Below are 22,537 nucleotides of genomic sequence, written 5' to 3' on the forward strand. Positions count from 1 at the left end.
GATGACCTACACCCTCCCCACCCTTCCCTACGCCTACGACGCGCTGGAACCGCACTTCGACGCGCGCACGACGGAGATCCACCACGCGCGCCACCACCAGACCTACATCAACAACCTCAACGCGGCACTCGCCGATGCCGGCATCGACCAGGCGCCGGTGGAAACACTGATCGCCGATCTGGAGGCGCTGCCGGACGCGCTGCGTACTGCCGTGCGCAACAATGGCGGCGGCCATGCCAACCACAGCCTGTTCTGGACCGTGCTCAGCCCCACGGGCGGCGGCGAACCGCAGGGTCCGGTGGCCGATGCGATCACCCGCGACCTGGGCGGCTACGCGGCCTTCAAGGACGCGTTCACCAAGGCCGCGCAGACCCGCTTCGGCAGTGGCTGGGCGTGGCTCACCCTGATGCCCGATGGCACGCTGCGGGTGGAAAGCAGTGCCAACCAGGACAACCCGCTGATGGGCGAGTCCGTCGGCCTGTCGGGCGGCACGCCGATCCTGGGGCTGGATGTCTGGGAACATGCGTACTACCTGAACTACCAGAACCGTCGCCCCGACTACATCGCCGCGTTCTTCGCACTGATCGACTGGGCCGACGTGACGCGTCGTTTCCACGCCGCGGGCGGGCGCTGATGGACGCAGGTCCAGCGCTGGATCACGGCCAGGCGCCTGCGGACGCGCCCGCGCTGGACCTGACCGGCGGCCCCACCCTGGCGGCTGCCGCACTGCGCCATGCCTTTGGCCAGTACCCCACCGGCGTGGCCGTCGTCACCACCCACACCGCAGACGGCGCACTGCGGGCGATGACCATCAACTCGTTCGCCTCGCTGTCGCTGGACCCGCCGCTGATCGTGTGGAGCCTGTGCGGACACTCGCTGGACCTGCCGCTGTACCGGGCGGATCAGCCGTTCGGGATCAGCATCCTCGCGGCCGGCCAGACCGCGGTCGCCCGCCACTTTGCCGATGGACGGCTTCGCCACACCGCCCTGCCGGAGACGATCACGCGGCATGCCAGCGGCATCGCGGTGGTCCGCGATGCGGTGGGGCATCTGCTGTGCACGGTGGAGCGGACGCTGCCGGCCGGCGATCACGTCATGATCGTGGGCCGGGTAACCCACGTGGATACGGCCCCCGGAGACACCCTCGCCTTCCACCGCGGGCGCTATGCCCGCCTCGCGGCACCCTGATGGACCTCCGGGCGCTGCAACAGATGCTGGACCGCGGCCGCGATGGCGCGCTGCTGCGCTTCAGCCTCGGCAAGGGCCTGCTCGATGCGGGTGATCCGGCCCTGGCCACGACGCACCTGGCGCAGTGCGTCGCCCAGAACCCGGACTACTCGGCCGGCTGGAAGCTGCTGGGCAAGGCCTGCCTGGCGGCCGGTGACACGGCGGCCGCCGCGCAGGCGTGGCAGCGCGGCATCACCGTAGCCGCGCGCAACGGCGACAAGCAGGCAGAGAAGGAGATGACCGTGTTCCTGCGACGCGCGTTGAAGGCCGGTGCACCGCGGACGTGAAGCTGCGCCCGCGTCAGCCGGACAGGCCCCTGTTGTACAGCACGATCATGCCGAACGCCGCAGCGAGGGTGCCCAGCCCGGTCAGCGACACCAGGTTGTCCTGGGTGTCGCCCCACGATGCGCGGGGCCAGCGACCGGCCGTACACACATACAGCGTTGCCCAGCCCAGCCCGTACAGCAGCAGCTCCCAGATCACCGTCACCAGGACCCAGCGGACCAGCCAGCCCAGGCCCTCCTTGATGACATCGTCCATGCGTGTCCCGCTCCCTCGCGTCCCGCCATGCGTCCAGTGCAGAGCGTAGCCGAGCGCCTTGCCGCACGACAACGCTCTGCAAGACGCCGGCTCAGTCGCCCTTGCGGCGCTGCTGCTGCAGATCGAAACGCTGCATCGACGCGCGGATCAGGGCCTTGGCCTCCGCCGCGGTGCCCCAGCCATTGAGCTGCACCGGGTTGCGCCCTGCGGGCAGATCTTTGTAGACGCGGAAGAACGCCTCGATGCGCTGGCGTTCGATCAGCGGCAGGTCGTCGAGGTCGCGGATGCCGGCGTAGGTCGGGTCGAGTTTGTCGGTGGGAACGCCGATCACCTTCTCGTCCTGCTCGCCGTTGTCCACCATCTTCAGATAGCCGATCGGGCGGAAGCGCACGATCACCCCCGGATGCAACGGCTCACGGGTCAGCACCAGCGCGTCGAGGGGGTCGTTGTCGCCGGCCAGGGTGCGCGGCATCGAGCCGTAATTGGCCGGGTACGCCACAGGCATCGACTGGAAGCGGTCCACGTGTACCAGCCCGTCCTCCTTGATTTCATACTTGGTGAAACTGCCGGCCGGGATCTCCACGGCCAGGTTGGCTTCCTCGGGCGCGTCCTTCGGCTGCGCGGCCAGGAACGGATGCAGCACCGCGTTGGTGGCGGTGCTGGCGCCGGCCAGCAGCAACAGGAACGTGGCGATCGCCATCCGGGCCGTCGTGCGGTGCATGTCCATCCTTCTCTCCAGCGATGGCCGGGCAGCCAACAGCCGCCCGGCATTCAGGTCATTCCCAGCAACGGTCCGCGCGGCCCTTCAAGGTCTGCGTGCGGGTGCAGTCGCGGGGTGCGATACGGCCGTCGGTCAGTTCAACCTTCTGTTTGACGCCATCGGCGCGTCGCGTCAACTCGAACCCGTCGTACAGCCGCCCGGTCGCCGTGCGCGCCTCGTAGCGCAGGTGCTGCGGATCGATCTTCAGCACCTGGAACAACTGGGTGTCCTCGCCCACCGGTGCCATCGTGGCGCGGGCCTGTGCCGACAACCGGTACTGCTTGGGGCCTGCCACGGTGACCACGAACTGCGGCGTGGCCGCGTCGCCTTCGCCGCGACGCCCGTAGGTGTGGTCGTGGCCCTGCAGCACCAGATCGACGTGGTGGCGGCGCACCACCGGCAGCAGCACATCGCGCAGCGCGGCGTTCTCGCGCCCTTCGCGCGGCGAGTAGAACGGCTGGTGCAGCAGCACGATGCTCCACGGGTGCGGGTTGTCGGCCAGCACCTTGTCCAGCCACGCCGCCTGCGCGTCGGCGCTGCCCAGGTCCAGGGCCGAGGTGCCGTCGAGCACCGCGATGCGCACGCCCTGGTAGTCGAACCAGTACGTGCTGGTATCGGCAGCGGCCACGCCATTGCGCGGCAGCGCGAACGTGACCGGCCAATGCCGCCCGAGCACGCGGCGCTCCTGCGGCGTGTCCTCGAACTCCTCGAAATACTCGTGGTTGCCGATCGCCGGCGCCACTGCGGTTTCCTGCGGCAGCCAGCCCGCAGCGGCGAACCACTCGCCCCATTCGCTGTCGTCCTGGCCGTCGCCACCGCTGACCAGGTCACCGGCGAACAGGCTCAGGCGCGCGTCCGGGGCGGCTTTCAGGCCGGCGCGCAGCACCCGCGAAACGTGGCTGAGATTCTTGTTCTGGGTGTCGCCGAAGTACAGCAGCGTCAGCGGTTGCTGTGCGGTGCCGGCGGTGCGCAGCTGGTTCCAGGCGCTCCACGTCCCCTGCCCCTGCACCCGCCACAGGTACAGCGTGTCCGGTGCCAGACCGGTCACGTCGGCGCGGTGGTAGTGGGCGGCGCCGTTCTCGGTATCCAGCGCGCGGGTGGTGGCCACCACACGGGTGGGCGTGCCCACGTCCGGCGAATCGCCGGCCAGCACCCACTCCAGCACCGGCGCGTCGACCGTCGTATCGGTACGCCAGGACACGCCAACGCCGCGCGCGGCGTCCTGCGCGGGCGAGGCCACGATACGGTCCGGGAAGCCGGTAGCCGCGTAGTGGCGGTTGCCGGCCGGCACCTGGGTGTTCGGTTCGGCGGTGCTGTCGGCCTGCTTCGCGCTGAGCGGGCCGGTCAGCAGCAGGGTCAGTGCCAGCATTGCAGCGGTCAGGCTGGCACGGGTCATGGCGCGCACTCCAGGGGCAGCGACAACTGCCGGGCCACGCTGGCCCAGTCGAAGGCCACCACGCCCTGGTCGTCATGCACGGCATACAGCACGCCGTTGGGGAAGCGCGACGACGCGCGCTGGTCCAGCCAGATCCCGTCGGTGTTGGCCACGGTGTTGCCCTGGAAGGCGCCCACATGTTTGAACGTGTGGCGGTCGAACAGGTGGAACACGCTGCGCTGCTTGCCCTGTTCGGTGGTGATCCACCAGCCATCCTTGCCGCAGGTGCGCAGCATCACGCCCTCGGCCTGCGCCTGGAACGCGTCGCGGCCGATGGTGGTGCCAGTGAACTTGCCCGCCAGCGTGTACACCTTGATCTCGCTGGCATAGGTTTCATCCTCCTCGGCGATCAGCAGGCGATCATTCGCCGGGTCGCCCCAGATCGACTCGACCACGCGCAGCGCGCCGGCCTCGCTGGTGTCGCCGATGCTCGACACGAGGGTGCCCTGCACCGTGTCGCCCTGCACCGTCATGGCATAGCGGCGCACGCGCTTGTCCAGTTCGGCCAGCGGCGGCAGCACGTCGTTGCCCTGGGCATCCTCACCGGCGTCGTAGGAATCGGTGACATACACGTCGTAGCCACCGTCATGCCTGTTCACCCACAGGCCGTACGGCTTGCGCAGATCGTCGGCGGCGAACACGCCCAGCGGCGTGAAGTCCGGCAGTTTCAGCACCTGCACGCGATGGTTGTCGCGCTCCACGATCAGCACCAGGTCGTCGACCACTGCGATGCCATTGGGCCGCATGAACTGACCCGGGGCGGTACCGGTGCTGCCGACATCGCGCAGATGCGCGCCGGTCTGGCCGTCGTAGACCACCAGCTTGTCGGTGGCCTTGGCAGTGGCGATCAGCCAGCGCTGGCCGTCCGGGGTGGTCCAGCTGGCCGGCGAATCGATGTTGTCGGCCGGGGTCATGGGGGTGACGAAGGCTTCGGCAACCGTGGCGACGTTGCGTGCGGCATCGGCGACTGCCGCCGGCGCGGCGGGTGCGGGCTGCTGGCCGCAGGCGGTCAGCAATGCCAGGCCGAGCAGGCCAAGCGTGTGGGACGTACGCATCACAGGGCCACCTTCAGGCCGAGCGCGTAGGTGCGCCCGTATTCTTCATTCTGCAGCGTCCGCGAGCGCACGCCCTGGTAGAGCTCCAGCGGCTTGTCCAGCAGGTTCTGTGCTTCCAGGTACACGCTCACGTTCGCGGTGATCTTGTAGTCCAGGCTGAAGTCGAGCTGGGTGTTGGGCGCCACATAGATGTCGTAGGCGCGGCTGTCGCCCAAGGTGTCCAGGTACTCGCTGCGGTACACCGCCGCCAGGCGGGTGCTGAAGCCTGATTTTTCGTAGCCGATATGCGCGCTGTAGACGTGTTTCGAGGCGCGCGGCAGCATGAAGTCGTCGCGCTCGCGCCCTTCCAGGCCCGGGTCGAAGTCGGTGTCCAGCCAGGTGCCGCTGGCCCCCACCAGCAGGCCGTCCCAGCCGGCGGGCAGGAAGGCGAGTTGCTGCTGCCAGTTGAACTCGGCACCGCGGACGGTGGCCTTCTCGCCGTTGATCACCCGGGTCACTTCATATCCCGGGTAGGCCGGGTCGCTGTTGCTGAGCGTGTTGACGATGTAGCCATCGATCGACTTGTGGAACAGGCCCAGCGACACGATGCCGGTGCTGCCGATGTACTTCTCCACCGACAGGTCCAGGTTCTTCGATTCGTACGGGTCCAGCTGCGGGTTGCCCAGGCGCACTTCCTCATCGCCCCGGTTCAGGCCCACGCGCGGGGCGATGTCGCCGAACGACGGACGCGACACGGTCTTGTTGGCGGCCGCGCGCAGCACCCAGTCGCTGCCGGCGTCGTAGCGCAGGTGCAGGCCGGGCAGCACGTTGGTGTAGCTGCGGCTGATGCTCAACGGGGTAACGGTGTAGCTGCGGCCGTTGCTGGCCACATCCACGCTGTTGCCGGTGGCGGTGAACCGGGTGTTCTCCACGCGCACGCCGCCGATGATGCGCAGCGCGCCGATGTCCCAGGTGCCCATCGCATAGCTGGCGAAGATGTCTTCGCTGGCGGTGTAGTCCTCTTCCAGCGAGGCCATCGCGTTGCCGCCTGCGTCCTGCGGACGTGCGCTGTACTGGCCGCCGAACTGCGCCCAGTAGCGGCGCATCGCATCCGAGCTCATGCCCTGGCCGAGGTCGCCGCCACGGTGATCGGGGGTGCCGGCAGTCCAGTCCGACAGCGCGATCTTCGGGCCGACGCGCAGCTCGCGCTCGTCCACATTCACGTCACGGTCGCGCCAGCGGCCAAGCAGACCGAACTTGTAGCTGGACCCATCGCCGTCGAAGCGCACATTGATCTGCGCGCTGCGCTCCTGGTCGTTGACCTGCTTGGGCGACAGCACTACGCGGTCGAAGTCGTAGTGGGCGTTGTCGATCCAGCCCGCGTCGCTGAGCGTGTAGCGCGGAATGCCACTGTTCTGGTCCACGGTAGCGGCCAGGTCGTCGCCGTTGTACTTGAAGCGCGCTTCCATCTCGTCGTTGACGCGCTCTTCGGTGCGCGTGTAGCCAACCTTGTAGTCCACCACCGCGCCGGTCAGCCGGTTCTCGCCGCCGAGGCTGGCGGCGAAGGTGTTTTCCTTCTTGGTGCGATAGCGCATGCGCTTCTGGATCGCATCGCCCGGGAGTTCGTCGATGTCGTACTGGTTGTTGCCGCGCGCGGTCACCTCGCCGTCACCGAAATTGAAGATCGTGCGCTGGCGGGTTTCCGCGTCGTCGAACTGGCTGTACAGCGTGCGCAGGTAATAGCGGTTGTCGTCGTCGGGGCGCCAGTCGAGGTTGAGGTTGGCGCCGATGCGCTTGCGCTCGATCTCGTACTTGCGCTGCTGCAGGCTGTTGGCAAACAGATCATCGTCTGCGCCGCCGTCGAACGTGCCGTACTCGACTTCGGTGTTGTCCGACTCGAACTTGCGGTTCTGGTAGTTCACACCCAGCGCCACGCCCAGGGTGTCGCCGAACACTTCGCTGTAGTTGATGGCCGCCTTGGGGCTGGTGTTGCCGGACAGCTGCTGGTGGCTGGCTTCGATCTTGCCGCGCAGGCTGCGCCCCTCACGGTCGAAGGCCGACGCGGATTCAACCAGGATCGCGCCGCCGATGGCATCGCCGGGCATGTCCGGGGTGGGCGACTTGACCACGCGCAGGCGCTCGGTGGAGTCGGAGGGAATCACGTCCAGCGGCGCGGCGCGGCTGGAATCTTCCGGGGTGCCGATGGCGATGCCATCGACGCTGACGCTGTTGAGGGCGGCATCCAGGCCACGGATGACCACGAAACGCCCTTCACCCTGGTCGCGGGTGACGCTCACGCCCGGCAGGCGCTGCAGCGACTCGGCCACGTTCTTGTCCGGGTACACGCCCATCGCGTCAGAGGAGACGGCATCTTCGATGGCGTCGCTGCTGCGCTTGAGGTCGACTGCGCGGGTCTGCGACTCCAGCTGAGGCCGGACCTCGACCCGGTCCAGATCGATCGCTTCGGCGCCGACGGCCGCGGTGGCGACCGCCGTTTCGGCGGCGAAAGCGGACGGACTGGCCATGACCAGCAACGACAGGCTGATGGCCAGCCCCAACGGCGATTTCTTCTGCACAGCTATCCCCAACGGTGTAAAGATTGGGTCAGCACGGTATGTCCGGCAGGTTGCATGGGCATGACACCGGGGGAAGGCGGGCGTCTGGGCGTCGGCCTTGGACGTTGGGCTTTGGGTGGGGTTGCGGCACACTAGGCGCCTCCCCTCTTTCCTGCCCCTTCCCATGAAAATCGTCGAAGTGCGCCATCCGCTGGTGCAGCACAAAATCGGCCTGATGCGCGATGCGTCCCTGAGCACCAAGGACTTCCGCGAGCTGGCCAACGAGCTCGGCGGCCTGCTCGCCTACGAGGCCACCGCCGATCTGGACACCGAACCCCACACGATGGCCGGCTGGGCCGGCCCGGTGACCGTGCAGCGCATCGCCGGCGCCAAGATCACCGTGGTGCCGATCCTGCGTGCCGGGCTGGGCATGCTCAGCGGCGTGCTGTCGTTGATCCCGGCGGCGCGGGTCAGCGTGGTCGGCCTGCAGCGCGACGAGGAAACCCTGCAGCCGGTGCCCTACTTCGAACGCCTGACCGGCCGCCTGGAAGAGCGCGACGCGCTGATCCTGGACCCGATGCTGGCCACCGGCGGCACCCTGATCGCCACCATCGACATGCTCAAGCGTGCCGGCGCCCGCCGCATCAAGGGCATCTTCCTGGTCGCCGCGCCGGAAGGCATCGCCGCCGTGCAGGCGGTGCATCCGGACGTGGAGATCTTCACCGCCGCCATCGATGCCCAGCTCAACGACAAGGGCTACATCCTGCCGGGCCTGGGCGATGCGGGCGACCGCATCTTCGGTACCCGCGTCGCCGGCTGATCCGACGCACCGCGCCGGCCGTGGTTCCCACGTGCCGGCACTTCACACCGCCTATGCCGCTCGAGGCGGAAGCTGCGCGCACCTCAACCCGTGCGTGGAGCCTGCGATGAAGACCCTGCCCCTGCTCGCCTGCCTGCTGCTGATCGGCAGCCCCGTGATCGCCACCGCCGCCACGCCGCAGCAGCAACGCATGGCCGACTGTTCAGCCAAGAACAAGGGCAAGACCGGCGAGGACTACAAAAGCGCGCAGAAGGCCTGCCTGAGCGGCCCCAGCGCCCCGGCCACCACGCCGCAGGAACGCATGAAAACCTGCAACGCCGACGCCGCCGCCAGGAAGCTGGCGGGCGACGCGCGCAAAACCTACATGAGCAGTTGCCTGAAGGCGCATTGATCGCGAGGCACCGGTAGAGCCGACCGTTGGTCGGCTGCGCTCCGCGCCGACCAACACCCGCGCAGACCGGTAGAGCCGACCGTTGGTCGGCTGCTCTCCGCGCCGACCATCAACACCCCGCGCTGCGCGCGATAGCCGACCAACGGTCGGCTCTACCAGACCGGCGCAGACCGGTAGAGCCGACCGTTGTTCGGCTCAGGCCAACGCGCGTGCCTTCAGCTCGCCCTGCTCATGCGCGGTGCCGAAACGGCCTTTGTCGTCACGCGTGACCTGGGCCAGCGCGCACTGCGGGTCGTGGGTGAAGAACAGGTGCACGTTGCGCGCCAGTTTGTCCTCCAGGAAGCTGCGCTTCTCGTCGATCAGCAGCTCGGCATTGCGGTCGTAGCCCATCGTGATCGGCACATGCACCCAGGACCGGCCGGGAATCAGGTCCGCGCAGAACACCACGCCGCCCCTCGCCTGCCCGTCCACCTGTTCGGGCCCCACGATCTCGGCCAGCATCAGCCCGGGCGTGTGGCCATCGCTGAACGTGAAGCGCACGCTCTCGCCAAGCGCCTGCGAGTACGGGCCATCCACGATCTCCAGGCGGCCGCTGGCCTGCAGCAGCCCCGGCAGCTCCGGAATGAAACTGGCGCGATCGCGCGGGTGCGGGTGCAGTGCCCGCTCCCAATGCGCGGCCCCCACCAGGAACGTGGCGTTGGGGAACAGCAGTTCCGGCGCACGCCCTTCGCTCCACGGCGCCAGCAACCCGCCGGCATGGTCGAAGTGCAGGTGGCTGAGCACAACCACGTCCACGTCTTCATGTTCGAAGCCGGCTTCGCGCAGCGATTCGATCAGGACGTGGCTGGATTCCTGCACGCCGTAGCGGTCGCGCAGCCGGGGTTCGAAGAACGCGCCGATGCCGGTTTCGAACAGCACCGTCTTGCCCGCCAGCGGACTGGCCAGTAGCGCGCGGCAGGCCAGCTCGATGCGGTTGAGCTTGTCCGGTGCCGCCCATTTTTCCCATACGGCGCGCGGCGCGTTGCCGAACATCGCGCCGCCGTCGAGCTTCTGTGAATTGCCGCGAATGGACCAGAGTTTCATGCGGAAAGTATCGTGTCGTCGCCGTTAAATATTCGCTAGTCAACCCGATCCGGCACAAACGAAAAACCCCGTCCACAGGACGGGGCTTTTCATCGGTGGTGTGGATCAGCGTGCCGGTGAAACGGCGGCGCTGCCGACCGGGTTGCGCGGATCGCTGCCGCCGCTGAGCACATTGCTGCGACGGTTCCATTCCACCGTCTGCAGGTTGCCCCACACGTGGCTGGAACCGCGGCCGCCGGCGGCGCTGTCGCCGGGCAGGTCCACCTTGTGGCCCATCGCCTGGAGCTGGCGAAGCGTGGCGTCATCGAAGGCACCGCTCTCGGCCTCGATCACGTCCGGCAGCCACTGGTGGTGGTAACGCGGCAGCGCGGCGACCTGCTGCGCGTCCAGACCGGCGTCGTAGCCGAGAATGCCCAGCAGCACCATCGTGATGATGCGGCTGCCGCCCGGCGTGCCCAGCACCACCACCTTGTCCGCCGATTCCATGAAGGTCGGGGTCATCGAGCTGAGCATGCGCTTGCCCGGCTTGGGCGCATTGGCCGCATACCCCATCACGCCGAAGGCGTTGGGCGTGCCCGGCTTCAGCGCGAAGTCGTCCATTTCGTTGTTCAGCAGCACGCCGGTGCCCGAGGGAATCAGGCCAGAGCCGTACAGCAGGTTCACCGTCTGGGTCGCACCGACCCGGTTGCCGTCGCGGTCGATGATCGAGAAGTGCGTGGTCTCGTCGTCTTCCAGCGGGGTCGGATTGCCAGACAGAAGATCGCTAGGGGTCGCCTTCTCCGGGTGGATGGTGGCGCGCAGGCCCTGGGCGTAATCCTTGCTGGTCAGCACCTTCTGCGGGATCTGCACGAAGTCCGGATCGCCCAGGAAGAACGTGCGGTCGCGGTAGGCGCGGCGCATGGCCTCGACCACCAGGTGGGTGCGATGGGCCTCGTCCAGCGTCTTCAGGTCCCAGCCTTCCAGGATCTGCAGCATCGATGCCAGCGCGATGCCGCCGGACGACGGCGGCGCGGCGGTGGTGACGGTCCAGTCGCGGTACTTGAACACGATCGGCTCGCGCTGCTTGACCCGGTAGCCGGCCAGTTCCTCGGCCGTCCAGCGGCCACCGGCCTGCTTCACACCGGCCAGCAGCAGCGCGCCGGTCTGCCCGCGGTAGAAACCGTCAAAGCCCTTGTCGGCCAACCGCTCCAGCGTGGCGGCCAGTTCCGGCTGACGGAACACATCGCCTTCGGCGATCGGCCTGCCGTTGCGCAGGTACACCTCGCGCGTGCCGGGGTAGCGCTCCATCACCGCACGGCGCGAGGCGTAGCCCTTGGCCATGCGCGCGTACACCGGGAATCCGTCGCGGGCGATGCGGATCGCCGGCTCCAGCGAGGCGCGCAGCGGCAGCTTGCCGTGCTTGGTTGACAGCTCCACCAGCGCCGCCGGCAGGCCGGGAATGCCGGCCGACCACGGGCCGTTGACCGAGCGGTCGCGGTCCAGCTCACCCTTCCCGTCCAGGAACGCCTCGGGCGTGGCCGCCTGCGGCGCGGTCTCGCGCGCGTCCAGCATCACGTCCTTGCCAGTGGCCGCGTCATGCAGCAGGAAGAAGCCGCCACCGCCGAGACCGGAGCTGATCGGCTCGACCACCGACAGCACCGAGGACACCGCCACGGCAGCGTCGAACGCATTGCCGCCCTTGGCCAGGATCTCCATGCCGGCCTCGGTGGCCAGATGGTGGCCGCTGGCAATCGCCGCGCCCTCCGGGTGCTTGGCCAACGACGCCGGGGTGGATTCGGCGGACCAGGCCACTGGTGCCCACAGCAGCACCAGCAGCAACCAACGACGCGACAGCCTGTTCATTCGGACGGGGACTCCGTGACATACAGTTCGGGATGATCGCGCTGCAGCCCAAACAGCTTGGCCAACAGCGCTTCCTGGGTTTCCGGGATGTCCGGATCGGGATCGATGCACTCCACCGGGCAGACGACCACGCACTGGGGTTCGTCGAAATGTCCCACGCACTCGGTGCAGCGGGCCGGGTCGATCACGTAGATGGTTTCACCCATCGAGATGGCCTGATTGGGGCAGGCCGGCTCACATACGTCGCAGTTGACGCAGAGCTCATTGATTTTCAGCGACATGGCGTTACTCCACGCCCGCGCCGGCGGAAGAAAACCGGCCAGCGCAGGGCGCCGGCCGATGATCGGCGGCGCCCCGGAGGACGCCGCCCGGGCCGCGCGCGGGGCGCGGCCGCCACTGCACGGGTTACTTGGCTTCGACGAAGATGTACTCGGCGCCGGTCGGCTGCACGATGGACTGCACGCGGGCGTTGTCGGCGGCCTGGCCGATGAACACGACGCGCACGCCCTTCATGGAGTCCGGCGACACGTCCTTGAACACGGTCTGGATCATGTCGGCCATCTTGCCCGAGGCAGACGAACCGAAGGCCAGCATGTTGCCCGGCTGCACGCCACGGGCGACGGCCTGGGTGGCGCTTTCAACCTGGCGCTCGTACTTGTCCTGGAACTGCGGGTCCGATTCCGGCCCGAGGTAGTACAGGAACGGGCTGTTGGTGATGTTGCCCATGTTCTGCACGGCCACGGCCTGCAGGTACTTCTTCCAGCCGGCATCGTCGTCCTTGCCCGGGGCGACCAGCGCCTGCTGGGCTTCGGCGACCGGTGCGGCCTCTTCCTTCTTGCAGGCGGTGAAGGCCAGCGCGAACGACGCGATCAACATGGCACGCATGGTGTTGTTCATGGAATTCCTCCCTTGGTGGTTCTTGGTATGTATGGTCTGGCGGTTATTGCGTCGGGCCCGACTTCGCTTCCCGGACCCTGCGCAGCGCTTCCAGCACCGACGCGGGAACGAAGCCGGACACGTCGCCGCCCAGACGGGCGATCTCGCGGACCAGCGAAGACGAAATGAAGCTGTGCTGCTCGGCCGGGGTCAGGAACAACGTCTCGACTTCCGGGATCAGATGGCGGTTCATGCTCGCCATCTGGAATTCGTATTCGAAATCGGACACCGCACGCAGGCCGCGCAGCAGTACGCCGCCCTGCATGGAACGCACGAAATGCGCCAGCAGCGTATCGAAACCGCGCACTTCAACGTTGCGGTGGTGGGCCAGCGCCTCACGCGCCAGCGACACCCGCAGCTCCAGCGGCAGCGTCGGCCCCTTGGACGGGCTCTGCGCCACACCCACCACCACCTTTTCGAACAGCGGCGCGGCCCGGTTCACCAGGTCGATGTGACCGTTGGTGATCGGATCGAAGGTGCCCGGGTACACGGCAATGCGGCGGTTGGCCACGGTCATACGGCAGCTACACGTTGTGATCTGGTGAAAGTGTAGCAGCGGCGCGGCGGTACAGGGCAAAACGGACCTCCCGGGTGCCCCCCTCGCGGTGCAGCAGCCACGGCGCCGGCAACCGCGGCGCCTGACCGGCCGGCGACTCCACGTACAGCCAGGCATCGGCCGCCAGATGCGCCGGCAGTCCGGCGATCACCGCGTCCCACAGCCCGGCAGCGAACGGCGGGTCGACGAAGGCGATATCCGCCAGCGCCCCGGCCGGCTGCCGCAGCCATTGCAGCGCGTCGGCCTGGACCACCTCCACCAGCCCCTGCGCGCCCAGCCGGGTCACCGACTCGCGCAGCTGCCGGGACAACCCGCCATCCTTCTCCACCAGCGTGGCATGGGCGGCCCCACGCGACACCGCCTCCAGCCCCAGCGCGCCGCTGCCGGCGAACAAGTCCAGCACCCGCGCCCCGCCCAGCCGCGGGGTCAGCCAGTTGAACAGCGTCTCGCGGACCCGGTCACTGCTCGGGCGCAGCCCCGGCGACAGCGGCACCGGCAGCTTCGTCCCGCGCCACTTGCCGCCGATGATGCGCACCTGACCCATCGCCGGTGCTGCGGGCTGACGCGGCGTCATGCGCGGGTCCAGGACAGAGCGATGGTGTCGAACGCAATCAGGGCAATGCAGGTCATGGGCAACAACGGCAGCAATACAGGCCATCATTCTAGGACGTGACCCTCTCCGCCGCACACGCGGCTCACCGGACAGGGCCTTGCGGCGGCCGGCAGCTTCCCCGGCGTTGAGCGTTGTCCGACGAGCATCTCTTGAATTCGGGACAATCCGCCCCTACCCCTTGAGCCAGCCGCCGCGCCGGGCGCGGCATCGTCCAAGGAGCATCGCCACTCATGACCGTGCAGACCCAAAAAGAAACCCTGGGCTTCCAGACTGAAGTCAAGCAGCTGCTGCAGCTGATGATCCACTCGCTGTATTCCAACAAGGAAATCTTCCTTCGCGAGCTGATCTCCAATGCCGCCGACGCCTCGGACAAGCTGCGCTTCGAAGCGCTGACCCAGCCGGCGCTGCTTGAGTCGGCCGGGCAGAGCGCGGCCCAACCGGGGAGCAGCGACCTGCGCATCCGCGTCAGCTTCGATGCCGATGCCCACACCCTGACCATCGACGACAACGGCATCGGCATGAGCCGTGACGAGGCCATTGCCCACCTTGGCACCATCGCCAAGTCCGGCACCGGCGACTTCCTGCGCCAGCTCTCCGGCGACCAGAAGAAGGACTCCCAGCTGATCGGCCAGTTCGGCGTCGGCTTCTACAGCGCCTTCATCGTCGCCGACCAGGTCGACGTCTACTCGCGCCGCGCCGGCCTGCCCGCCAGCGAAGGCGTGCACTGGTCCTCGCGCGGTGAGGGCGAATTCGACGTCGAGAGCATCGACAAGCCCGAGCGCGGCACCCGCATCGTGCTGCACCTCAAGGACGACCAGCTCGACTTCGCCGACGGCTGGCGCCTGCGCGGCATCATCAAGAAGTACTCCGACCACATCGGCCTGCCGATCCAGATGGTCAAGGAGCACCACGGCGACGATGCACCGGCCGAGCCCGAGTGGGAAACCATCAACCGCGCCAGCGCGCTGTGGACCCGCCCGCGCAACGAAATCACCGACGCCGAGTACCAGGAGTTCTACAAGCACGCCGCGCATGACCACCAGGACCCGCTGGCGTGGAGCCACAACAAGGTCGAAGGCAAGCTCGAGTACACCTCGCTGCTGTACGTGCCCGGCCACGCCCCGTTCGACCTCTATCACCGCGACGCCCCCAAGGGCCTGAAGCTGTACGTGCAGCGCGTGTTCGTGATGGACCAGGCCGAGCAGTTCCTGCCGCTCTACCTGCGCTTCATCAAGGGCGTGGTGGATTCCAACGACCTGTCGCTGAACGTTTCGCGCGAGATCCTGCAGTCCGGCCCGGTCATCGACTCGATGAAGGCCGCGCTCACCAAGCGCTCGCTGGACATGCTCGACAAGCTGGCCAACGACAAGCCCGAGGTGTATGCCGGCTTCTGGAAGCAGTTCGGCCAGGTGCTCAAGGAAGGCCCCGCCGAGGACTACGGCAACCGCGAAAAGGTGGCCGGCCTGCTGCGCTTCGCCTCCACCCATGACGCCAGCGGCGAGCAGAGCGTGTCGCTGGCCGACTACATCGGCCGCATGGTCGAGGGCCAGGACAAGATCTACTTCCTGACCGGCGACAGCCATACCCAGGTCAAGGACAGCCCGCACCTGGAAGTGTTCCGCAAGAAGGGCATCGAAGTGCTGCTGCTCACCGACCGCATCGACGAGTGGCTGATGGGCTACCTGACCGACTTCGACGGCAAGTCCTTCGTGGACGTGGCACGTGGCGACCTCGACCTGGGCGCGCTGGAATCGGCCGAAGACAAGCAGGCGCAGGAAGAGGCGGCCAAGGACAAGCAGGCACTGGTCGAGCGGATCAAGACCGCGCTCGGCGACGACGTGGCCGACGTGCGCGTCTCGCACCGCCTCACCGACTCCCCGGCGATCCTGGCCATCGGCGAACAGGACCTGGGCCTGCAGATGCGCCAGATCCTGGAAGCCAGCGGCCAGAAGGTGCCGGACAGCAAGCCGGTGTTCGAGTTCAACCCCGGCCACCCGCTGATCGGCAAGCTCGACCAGGAAGCCGACGCGGCACGCTTCGACGACCTCAGCCGCGTGCTGTTCGATCAGGCCGCCCTGGCGGCCGGCGACACGCTGAAGGACCCGGCCGCCTACGTGCGCCGGCTCAACAAGCTGCTGCTGGAACTGTCGGCGTAAGACGAGCCGTACCGGTAGTGCCGGCCGCTGGCCGGCTCGGGCGACACCCGCCCAGACGGATTGCCGGCCAGCGGCCTCTTCTCTCTCCCCTTTCCTCCCCCCCCCCCACCCCCCCCCCCCCTCCCCCCCCCCCCCCCCCCCCCCCCCCACTACCGTCAACGAGGCGTCCCGGGGTCAGGCGGTTGCGTCGAGCAGTACGCCTACCATGTCATCGGCCCGCCGGATCAGCGCGGCATTGGCGGTGAACGCCAGCACCTCGGTGCGGGCGGCCAGCAGGTCGGTCAACGGAGCCGCTGGGTCCTGGGCGGTGGCGCCGACGGTGGTCTGCACGCCGCCTGCAGGCGCAGCGCCACGCTGCACCTGCAGGCGCGTCGCGTCGGGCGTGGACAGATTGGCCACATTGTGCGCGGCCACCTGCACCCCTTGCTGGGCCGCACGCATGCCGCTACCCGCGATTGCCAGGATATTGCCCATCCGGATGCACCCCGGACCGCCCAGCGCGGCCCTCCACCGTCGATAGCGGCCGCCGGGCCGCCCACTTGAGTGCACTCGGGCGTGACAGGCCCGAGTGGTAGCATATCCCCCTGATTTCAGCGCCGAATCCAATGCTCAGTTTCTTCCGTCGCAAAAAGCCCCAGGACGTCCCGCAGGACGCGCCCAAGACCCAGCACTACTCGGCTGAAGAGCTGGCCGCCGCGTTCCCGCAGGCGGCCGACGCTGCCGCGCCCCCGGCCCAACCGGTCGAGCCGGTCGTCCCGGCTGCCGCCCCCACGGAACCGACCGCACCGGTCCCGCCGGCCGCTGACCGGCCCGCCCTCGCACCGGTCGCCACGCCCACCGCGCCTGCGCAACCGATCGCACCGTTCGCGCCGGTCGCCGCGCCCACCGCGCCCGCGGAACCGACCGCACCGGTTGTCGCGCTCACCCCGCCGGTCCTGGTCGCCACCGATATCGTCCAGGTCGCTGCCCAGCCGACGGAACAGGCCGCACCGGTGGTGCCGGCCGCCGCCGCGCCTGCCGACATCCTCGAACCCACCGACGACGCCGCTCCGGCCGCCCCCGGCAAGCTGGGCTGGCGCGACCGCCTGCGCAACAGCGTCATCGCCCGCAGCTTCGGCGGCCTGTTCTCGCGCAATCCCAAGCTCGACGACGATCTGCTCGACGAGCTGGAAACGGCACTGATCACCGCCGATGTCGGCGTTGGCGCCACCACCGCGCTGGTCGAAGGCCTGCGCAAGCGCATGAAGGCGCGTGAATTCGCCGACGCCAAGGCATTGCTGACCGCCCTGCGCAGCGAGCTGATCGCGATCCTGCAGCCGGTCGCCAGACCGCTGGTCATCGACCGCACCGCCAAGCCCTTCGTGGTGCTCACCGTCGGCGTCAACGGCGTTGGCAAGACCACCACCATCGGCAAGCTGGCCAAGCGCTTCAAGGACGACGGCCACAGCCTGATGCTGGCCGCCGGCGACACCTTCCGTGCCGCCGCCGTGGCCCAGCTGCAGGCCTGGGGCGAGCGCAATGGCGTGGCCGTGGTGGCGCAGGGCCAGAACGCCGATGCGGCGTCGGTCGCCTTCGATGCGCTGCAGGCCGGCAAGGCGCGCGGCACCGAGGTGCTGATTGCCGACACTGCCGGCCGCCTGCACACCCAGTCTGGCCTGATGAACGAGCTGGGCAAGATCCGCCGCGTGCTGGGCAAGATCGATCCGGCCGCGCCGCACGAGGTGCTGATGGTGATCGACGGCACCACCGGCCAGAACGCGCTCTCCCAGCTGCGCCAGTTCCACGCGGCGGTCAACGTCACCGGCCTGGTCGTGACCAAGCTGGATGGCACCGCCAAGGGCGGCGTGGTGTTCGCGCTGGCCCGCGAGTTCGGCATTCCGATCCGCTTCGCCGGCATCGGCGAGCGTCCGGAAGATCTGCGGGTGTTCGATCCGGAAGCCTTCGTCGACGCGCTGCTGCCCGAGGCTCTGGGCGGCTGATGCACGGTGTGGCCGGGCGCGGCGACGCCTTCGTCGGCCGCCTGCTGCCGTGGTTCGACGGCCACGGCCGGCATGACCTGCCGTGGCAGCACCCGCGCTCGCCGTACCGGGTGTGGCTGTCGGAGATCATGCTGCAGCAGACCCAGGTCAATACGGTCATTCCGTACTTCCTGACGTTCCTGCAGGTCTTCCCCACCCTGCCGGCGTTGGCCGCAGCCAGCAACGACGCCGTGATGGCACGGTGGGCCGGGCTCGGCTACTACGCCCGTGCACGCAACCTCCATGCCGCCGCGCAACGCTGTGTGGCGGACCACGATGGCGAGCTGCCGCGCGATCCCGATGCGCTGCACGCCCTGCCCGGCATCGGCCGCAGTACCGCCGCCGCGATCCTCAGCCAGGCCTGGAACGATCGCCATGCGATCCTCGACGGCAACGTCAAACGCGTGCTCACCCGCTATCACGGCATCGACGGCTTTCCCGGTCTGCCCGCCGTGGAGAAGGTGCTGTGGGCGCTGGCCGAGGCGCACGTACAGCACGTTCCCGACGGGCGCATGGCCGACTACACGCAGGCGCAGATGGACCTGGGCGCCACCGTGTGCACCCGCAGCCGCCCCGCCTGTGTGATCTGCCCGTTGCAGGACGATTGCGTAGCGCGCCGCGAAGGCCGCACCGACCAGTTGCCCACGCCCAAACCGAGCAAGGCGCTGCCCGAGCGCGAGGCCGTGGCCCTGCTGCTGCGCGACGGCCGCGGCCGTGTGCTGCTGCAGAAACGGCCGGACACCGGCATCTGGGCGCAGCTGTGGACGCTGCCCCAGGCCGAGCGCGGCAGCGATCTGCAGGACTGGTTCGATGCACATCTCGACGGGTCGCTGGAAGACGCCGAGGCGCTGCCGGTGCTGGAGCACACCTTCAGCCACTATCGTCTGCACCTGCAGGTCATGTCCTGTCGCGTCGCCGGTCTGCGTGCCGATGTTCCCGGCCTGCGCTGGGTCGCCACCGAAGAGCTGCCCACGCTCGGCCTGCCCGCGCCGATCCGCAAGCTGCTGGAGACCGGCGCACCGCCCGCCTCGCCCAAGCGCCGTACAATGCGACGCGCCCCCTCCTCACCCGTTTCCGAGTAAGCCATGCCCCGCACCGTTTTCTGCCAGTACGAACAACGCGACACCGACGGCCTGGACTTTGTGCCCTACCCCGGCGACCTCGGCCAGCGCATCTTCAACCATATCGGCAAGGGCGCATGGAGCGCATGGCTGGCGCACCAGACCATGCTGATCAACGAGAACCGGCTGTCGCCGCGCGATCCGAAGCATCGCGCGTTCCTGGAAGAAGAGCTGGTCAAGTACCTGTTCTCCGGCGGTGCCGAGAAGCCGGCCGGTTACGTCGCGCCCGAGGCGTGATCCTTCCGTGCCGGCCAGCGGCCGGCACCTACCGCCCTACTCCCGCTCCTGCAGCTTTGCCTGGCGCATTTCCTGCTCGGATGCGCGCAACGCCTTGATATCCAGTTTCTGGATGCTGCGGATGAAGCACGGCATGTTCAGCGGGCCGGACGTCGGATCGCGGACCAGCACCTTGTCGAAGCGCGACGACACCCGCCCGGTGCGGCTGGTCAGCGCGATCTCCAGTGCGTAGTCCAGGCCCTGGCACGGGCCGGTCAGCTCCAGCAGATAGGCCTCGCTCGGGCGCGTCCATACCGCCAGCGCACTGTCGCCCAGTTCGGTCCAGCCGTTGATGCCGCCATACAACGGCATGTCCTGCTGCGGGGGTGCCGCATGGGCGCGGTACAGCGACAGCTTCTGCTCGGACGTCAGGCGACCACTGGTCGCGCACGCGGACAGGGCCAGGCACAGGGCGACGGCAACATAGGCTTTCATGGAACCTCCGGCGGGTGGGCTGCAGGGATCATGCGCCGCCCGGGATGATGCCGGCGCATGCAGCCCGCCGGCAGTTCAGCGCCCGGACGGGCGTGCTCAGACCTGCTCGTGCGACAGCGCGTGCAGGCGGCCTTCGCGCAGTTCCAGCACGCGGTCCAGCTTGCGTGCCAGGCTGCGGTCGTGGGTCACCAGCACCAGGCTGGTGTGGTGGGCGCGGTTGAGCTCCAGCATCAGGTCGAACACGGTCGCGGCGGTCTTGTCGTCGAGGTTGCCGGTCGGCTCGTCGCCCAGCACGCAGGCCGGCCGGTTGACCAGCGCGCGGGCCACGGCAGCGCGCTGGCGCTCGCCACCGGACAGCTCGCTGGGCTTGTGCTCCAGGCGGTGGCCCAGGCCGACCGACTCCAGCAGCGAACGGGCGCGCGCCTGTGCATCGGCCACCTCGGCACCGCCCAGCAGCACCGGCATCATCACGTTTTCCAACGCGGTGAATTCGGGCAGCAGGTGATGGAACTGGTACACGAAGCCCAGCGTGCGGTTGCGCAGGTTGCCGCGCGCGGCATCGGAGAGCTGCGACATGCGCACGCCCGCCACCAGCACCTCACCCGCCGTGGGCAGGTCCAGTCCGCCGAGCAGGTGCAGCAGGGTGCTCTTGCCGGCACCGGAGGCGCCGATGATCGCCACCGTCTCACCGGTATTGACGCTCAGGTCCAGGCCGTCGAAGACCGGGGTCTGCATGCGCCCTTCCGAATAGGTCTTGCCCAGGCGCTCGGCGCGGAGCACCTCCTGGCCGCGGACGCTCACGTCGTGCCCGATCACATCATTCATAACGCAGGGCCTCCGCCGGCTGGGTGCGGGCAGCGCGCCACGCGGGATACAACGTCGCCAGGAAGCTCATGACCAGTGCGACCACAGTGATGATGATGATGTCCGGTGCCTGCATGTCGGTGGGCAGGCCGGTGATGTAGTAGACGTCCTCGGGCAGCAGCTTGACGTTGAACACCGTCTCGATCGCACCGAGGATGCGCTCGAGATTCAAGGTCAGGGTGATGCCGCCGATCACGCCCATCACGGTACCGAAGATGCCGATCAGCGAGCCCTGCACCATGAAGACCTGCATCACCCCGCCCGGGGTCAGGCCGAGCGTGCGCAGGATGGCGATGTCGGCCTGCTTGTCGGTGACCAGCATCACCTGCGAAGACACCAGGTTGAAGGCACCCATCGCGATGATCAGCGACAGCAGGATGCCCATGACCACTTTCTCCATGCGCAGCGAGTGGTACAGGTTGGCGTTCTGCTGGGTCCAGTCGCTGACGCGGTAGGCCCCGTGCAGCGCGTGCGCCAGATCCAGGCCGACATCCAGCGCCTTGTCCATGTCATGCAGCTTCAGGCGCACGCCGGTCGCGCCATCGATGCGCAGCACACGCTCCAGGTCGCTCATGTTGGCGTAGGCCACGCCGCGGTCGATCTCGTTGTAGCCGGCCTCGAAGATGCCGCTGACGGTGAAGCGCTTCAGCCGCGGCATCGCGCCCATCGGCGTGCCCTGCACTTCTGCCAGCGTCACCACCACGGTGTCGCCCACGTCCACGCCCAGCCAGATCGCCAGCTCACTGCCCAGCAGCATGTTGTAGCTGCCCGGGGTCAGGCTGTCGTAACTGCCGCGCTTGAGCTTCTGGTTGATGACCGAGACGGTCGGCTCCAGCGCCGGGTCGATGCCCTGCACGATCGCGCCCTGCACGCGCGGACCGCTCAGCATGGCCTGGATCTCGATGTACGGCGCGGCACCGGCCACGCGCGGGTCCTTTCTGGCCAGGTCCACCGTCCGCTGCCAGTCGGCCATCGGCGCGCCGTCGCTGGTGATGGTGGTATGTGCGGACATCTGCAGCAGGCGGTCGCGGATCTCCTTCTGGAAGCCGCTCATCACCGCCAGGGTGGTGATCAGTACGGTCACGCCCAGCGCGATGCCAAGGATGGAGGCCATCGAGATGAAGGAGATGAAGCCGTTGCGGCGTTTGGCGCGCAGGTAACGCAGGCCGATTGCGACAGGTATGGGTTTGAACATGCAGGTGTGCCGGACAATTCAGGCTATGGTGCCATTGCGCGGCGTGAACGGGAAATGCAGCGCCCGCTGACGGCCAGTCGCAGTTCACGTCGCTGCGCCGCCGACAGGGTATCGGGCCAGAACAGCAGCGCATGCCGGTGCCGGCCCTGTCGCCAGCGCAGCTGGACCAGCGGCCCGCGGAACCGTGCTGCGAAGGCCTCGACCGGCCTGCCGTCGACCATGACGGCCGCCTCGCCGGGTGGAATCAGCAGGTGCCGGGGGCACCGGCGGACCTGCCATGCGGCTTCGACCAGGGACGCCAGCACCACCGTCCCGGCCGCCCATTGCCAGCGCGGGGCCGGCAGGTTGCTCAACGACAGCGCCCAGGGCACCAGCACCGCGAGCAGGACCTGCGCGCGGAACTGCCAGCGCGAAGGCCGCCATTCAAGCCGGCAGGGCGCGGATCCTGGCGATGAGAGCGGCCGGCTCGGCATGGGGGCACTCCTCGTAGCCCATGAACCACCGCCACAGCCTATCGTCCTCGCATTCCAGCAGGAACAGGAAAACCTCGCGTTCGTCGGTCGGTGCGCCGGCCCATTCGCGGTCCAGGTAACGCTCGAACAGCTGGTCCAGCTCACGCATGCCACGGCGGCAGCGCCAGCGCAGCTTTTTCAGCAGGGTTGCTTCATCCATCAGTGTGG

Annotated in this window: 26 protein-coding genes; 9 read left to right on the forward strand and 17 right to left on the reverse strand. The window is 68.3% G+C overall.

The window, feature by feature from the left end; genetic code table 11:
- The first annotated feature begins 1 nt into the window (after position 1).
- The 3 genes from ACO6VK_RS15130 to ACO6VK_RS15140 are packed head-to-tail and all read left to right on the forward strand — an operon-like array spanning position 2 to position 1,514.
- Positions 2-634, forward strand: a complete 633-nt coding sequence (locus tag ACO6VK_RS15130; protein WP_422508507.1) for a superoxide dismutase — start codon at positions 2-4, stop codon at positions 632-634.
- A complete protein-coding gene (locus ACO6VK_RS15135; protein WP_422508509.1) occupies positions 634-1,188 on the forward strand; it encodes a flavin reductase family protein in 555 nt (184 codons plus the stop codon). The genes ACO6VK_RS15130 and ACO6VK_RS15135 overlap by 1 nt, the downstream gene beginning before the upstream one ends.
- Positions 1,188-1,514, forward strand: a complete 327-nt coding sequence (locus tag ACO6VK_RS15140) for a tetratricopeptide repeat protein (RefSeq protein ID WP_422508511.1) — start codon at positions 1,188-1,190, stop codon at positions 1,512-1,514. The genes ACO6VK_RS15135 and ACO6VK_RS15140 overlap by 1 nt, the downstream gene beginning before the upstream one ends.
- A 13-nt stretch (positions 1,515-1,527) precedes the next feature.
- Here ACO6VK_RS15140 and ACO6VK_RS15145 read toward each other — a convergent pair whose 3' ends face one another.
- The 5 genes from ACO6VK_RS15145 to ACO6VK_RS15165 form a co-directional block, all read right to left on the reverse strand.
- The gene (locus tag ACO6VK_RS15145; RefSeq protein WP_422508513.1) at positions 1,528-1,767 is read right to left on the reverse strand and encodes a hypothetical protein; all 240 of its coding nucleotides are present in this window, start codon (positions 1,765-1,767) and stop codon (positions 1,528-1,530) included.
- Positions 1,768-1,858: 91 nt separating this feature from the next.
- The gene (locus tag ACO6VK_RS15150) at positions 1,859-2,488 is read right to left on the reverse strand and encodes an inorganic diphosphatase (RefSeq protein WP_422508515.1); all 630 of its coding nucleotides are present in this window, start codon (positions 2,486-2,488) and stop codon (positions 1,859-1,861) included.
- A gap of 55 nt (positions 2,489-2,543) precedes the next feature.
- On the reverse strand, positions 2,544-3,923 hold the full coding sequence (locus ACO6VK_RS15155) for a metallophosphoesterase (protein WP_422508517.1): 1,380 nt from the start codon (positions 3,921-3,923) through the stop codon (positions 2,544-2,546).
- Positions 3,920-5,017, reverse strand: a complete 1,098-nt coding sequence (locus tag ACO6VK_RS15160; RefSeq protein WP_422508519.1) for a phytase — start codon at positions 5,015-5,017, stop codon at positions 3,920-3,922. Before ACO6VK_RS15160 ends, ACO6VK_RS15155 begins: the two co-directional genes overlap by 4 nt.
- On the reverse strand, positions 5,017-7,521 hold the full coding sequence (locus ACO6VK_RS15165; protein WP_422508582.1) for a TonB-dependent receptor: 2,505 nt from the start codon (positions 7,519-7,521) through the stop codon (positions 5,017-5,019). Before ACO6VK_RS15165 ends, ACO6VK_RS15160 begins: the two co-directional genes overlap by 1 nt.
- Before the next feature lie 214 nt (positions 7,522-7,735).
- Between ACO6VK_RS15165 and upp the strand changes: the two genes are divergently transcribed.
- Positions 7,736-8,371, forward strand: a complete 636-nt coding sequence (gene upp / locus ACO6VK_RS15170; RefSeq protein ID WP_422508521.1) for a uracil phosphoribosyltransferase — start codon at positions 7,736-7,738, stop codon at positions 8,369-8,371.
- Positions 8,372-8,477: 106 nt separating this feature from the next.
- Positions 8,478-8,762, forward strand: a complete 285-nt coding sequence (locus tag ACO6VK_RS15175; RefSeq protein ID WP_422508523.1) for a PsiF family protein — start codon at positions 8,478-8,480, stop codon at positions 8,760-8,762.
- A 195-nt stretch (positions 8,763-8,957) separates the two neighbouring features.
- Here the strand turns inward: ACO6VK_RS15175 and ACO6VK_RS15180 are convergent, their stop codons facing one another.
- The 6 genes from ACO6VK_RS15180 to rsmD all read right to left on the reverse strand — a co-directional run bounded on the left by ACO6VK_RS15180 (position 8,958) and on the right by rsmD (position 13,753).
- Positions 8,958-9,845, reverse strand: coding sequence for an MBL fold metallo-hydrolase (locus ACO6VK_RS15180; protein WP_422508525.1), 888 nt, complete (start codon positions 9,843-9,845; stop codon positions 8,958-8,960).
- A 105-nt stretch (positions 9,846-9,950) separates the two neighbouring features.
- A complete protein-coding gene (gene ggt, locus ACO6VK_RS15185; RefSeq protein WP_422508527.1) occupies positions 9,951-11,687 on the reverse strand; it encodes a gamma-glutamyltransferase in 1,737 nt (578 codons plus the stop codon).
- A complete protein-coding gene (locus tag ACO6VK_RS15190; RefSeq protein WP_411850662.1) occupies positions 11,684-11,968 on the reverse strand; it encodes a YfhL family 4Fe-4S dicluster ferredoxin in 285 nt (94 codons plus the stop codon). The genes ggt and ACO6VK_RS15190 overlap by 4 nt, the downstream gene beginning before the upstream one ends.
- Positions 11,969-12,092: 124 nt before the next feature.
- Complete coding sequence (locus ACO6VK_RS15195) at positions 12,093-12,584, reverse strand: hypothetical protein (protein WP_136005870.1); 492 nt, start codon at positions 12,582-12,584, stop codon at positions 12,093-12,095.
- 43 nt (positions 12,585-12,627) lie between these two features.
- Positions 12,628-13,140, reverse strand: coding sequence for a pantetheine-phosphate adenylyltransferase (coaD, locus tag ACO6VK_RS15200; RefSeq protein WP_017357527.1), 513 nt, complete (start codon positions 13,138-13,140; stop codon positions 12,628-12,630).
- A 7-nt stretch (positions 13,141-13,147) separates the two neighbouring features.
- Entirely contained in the window at positions 13,148-13,753 is a 606-nt protein-coding gene (gene rsmD, locus ACO6VK_RS15205) for a 16S rRNA (guanine(966)-N(2))-methyltransferase RsmD (protein WP_411850660.1), read from the reverse strand.
- 269 nt (positions 13,754-14,022) lie between these two features.
- Between rsmD and htpG the strand changes: the two genes are divergently transcribed.
- Positions 14,023-15,948 carry a molecular chaperone HtpG gene (gene htpG, locus ACO6VK_RS15210; RefSeq protein WP_422508530.1) on the forward strand — a complete coding sequence of 642 codons (1,926 nt, stop codon included), beginning with the start codon at positions 14,023-14,025 and terminating at the stop codon, positions 15,946-15,948.
- Positions 15,949-16,122: 174 nt separating this feature from the next.
- Here htpG and ACO6VK_RS15215 read toward each other — a convergent pair whose 3' ends face one another.
- Positions 16,123-16,422, reverse strand: coding sequence for a flagellar basal body protein (locus tag ACO6VK_RS15215; protein ID WP_422508532.1), 300 nt, complete (start codon positions 16,420-16,422; stop codon positions 16,123-16,125).
- 131 nt (positions 16,423-16,553) lie between these two features.
- Between ACO6VK_RS15215 and ftsY the strand changes: the two genes are divergently transcribed.
- Genes ftsY through ACO6VK_RS15230 form a run of 3 tightly spaced genes read left to right on the forward strand, consistent with a single transcriptional unit; the run spans position 16,554 to position 19,324 of the window.
- Positions 16,554-17,927: a signal recognition particle-docking protein FtsY gene (gene ftsY, locus ACO6VK_RS15220; protein WP_422508534.1), complete on the forward strand. Its 1,374-nt coding sequence runs from the start codon at positions 16,554-16,556 to the stop codon at positions 17,925-17,927.
- Positions 17,927-19,048: an A/G-specific adenine glycosylase gene (gene mutY / locus ACO6VK_RS15225; RefSeq protein WP_422508536.1), complete on the forward strand. Its 1,122-nt coding sequence runs from the start codon at positions 17,927-17,929 to the stop codon at positions 19,046-19,048. Before ftsY ends, mutY begins: the two co-directional genes overlap by 1 nt.
- Positions 19,049-19,051: 3 nt before the next feature.
- Positions 19,052-19,324 (forward strand): oxidative damage protection protein, encoded by a 273-nt coding sequence (locus ACO6VK_RS15230; RefSeq protein WP_411850654.1) that lies wholly within the window; start codon positions 19,052-19,054, stop codon positions 19,322-19,324.
- Between the two features lie 36 nt (positions 19,325-19,360).
- On the opposite strand, the gene ACO6VK_RS15235 is transcribed toward ACO6VK_RS15230, so the two are convergent.
- The 5 genes from ACO6VK_RS15235 to ACO6VK_RS15255 all read right to left on the reverse strand — a co-directional run bounded on the left by ACO6VK_RS15235 (position 19,361) and on the right by ACO6VK_RS15255 (position 22,529).
- Entirely contained in the window at positions 19,361-19,798 is a 438-nt protein-coding gene (locus ACO6VK_RS15235; RefSeq protein ID WP_422508539.1) for a DUF6491 family protein, read from the reverse strand.
- A gap of 96 nt (positions 19,799-19,894) precedes the next feature.
- Entirely contained in the window at positions 19,895-20,623 is a 729-nt protein-coding gene (lolD, locus tag ACO6VK_RS15240; RefSeq protein ID WP_422508541.1) for a lipoprotein-releasing ABC transporter ATP-binding protein LolD, read from the reverse strand.
- Positions 20,616-21,857, reverse strand: a complete 1,242-nt coding sequence (locus ACO6VK_RS15245) for a lipoprotein-releasing ABC transporter permease subunit (RefSeq protein ID WP_422508543.1) — start codon at positions 21,855-21,857, stop codon at positions 20,616-20,618. The genes lolD and ACO6VK_RS15245 overlap by 8 nt, the downstream gene beginning before the upstream one ends.
- A 23-nt stretch (positions 21,858-21,880) precedes the next feature.
- Positions 21,881-22,234, reverse strand: a complete 354-nt coding sequence (locus ACO6VK_RS15250; protein WP_422508545.1) for a hypothetical protein — start codon at positions 22,232-22,234, stop codon at positions 21,881-21,883.
- Positions 22,235-22,280: 46 nt separating this feature from the next.
- Positions 22,281-22,529 (reverse strand): succinate dehydrogenase assembly factor 2, encoded by a 249-nt coding sequence (locus tag ACO6VK_RS15255; protein ID WP_422508547.1) that lies wholly within the window; start codon positions 22,527-22,529, stop codon positions 22,281-22,283.
- Positions 22,530-22,537 lie beyond the last annotated feature (8 nt).

Origin of the sequence: Stenotrophomonas sp. GZD-301 (assembly GCF_049310345.1) — a bacterium.
GTDB lineage: Bacteria > Pseudomonadota > Gammaproteobacteria > Xanthomonadales > Xanthomonadaceae > Stenotrophomonas.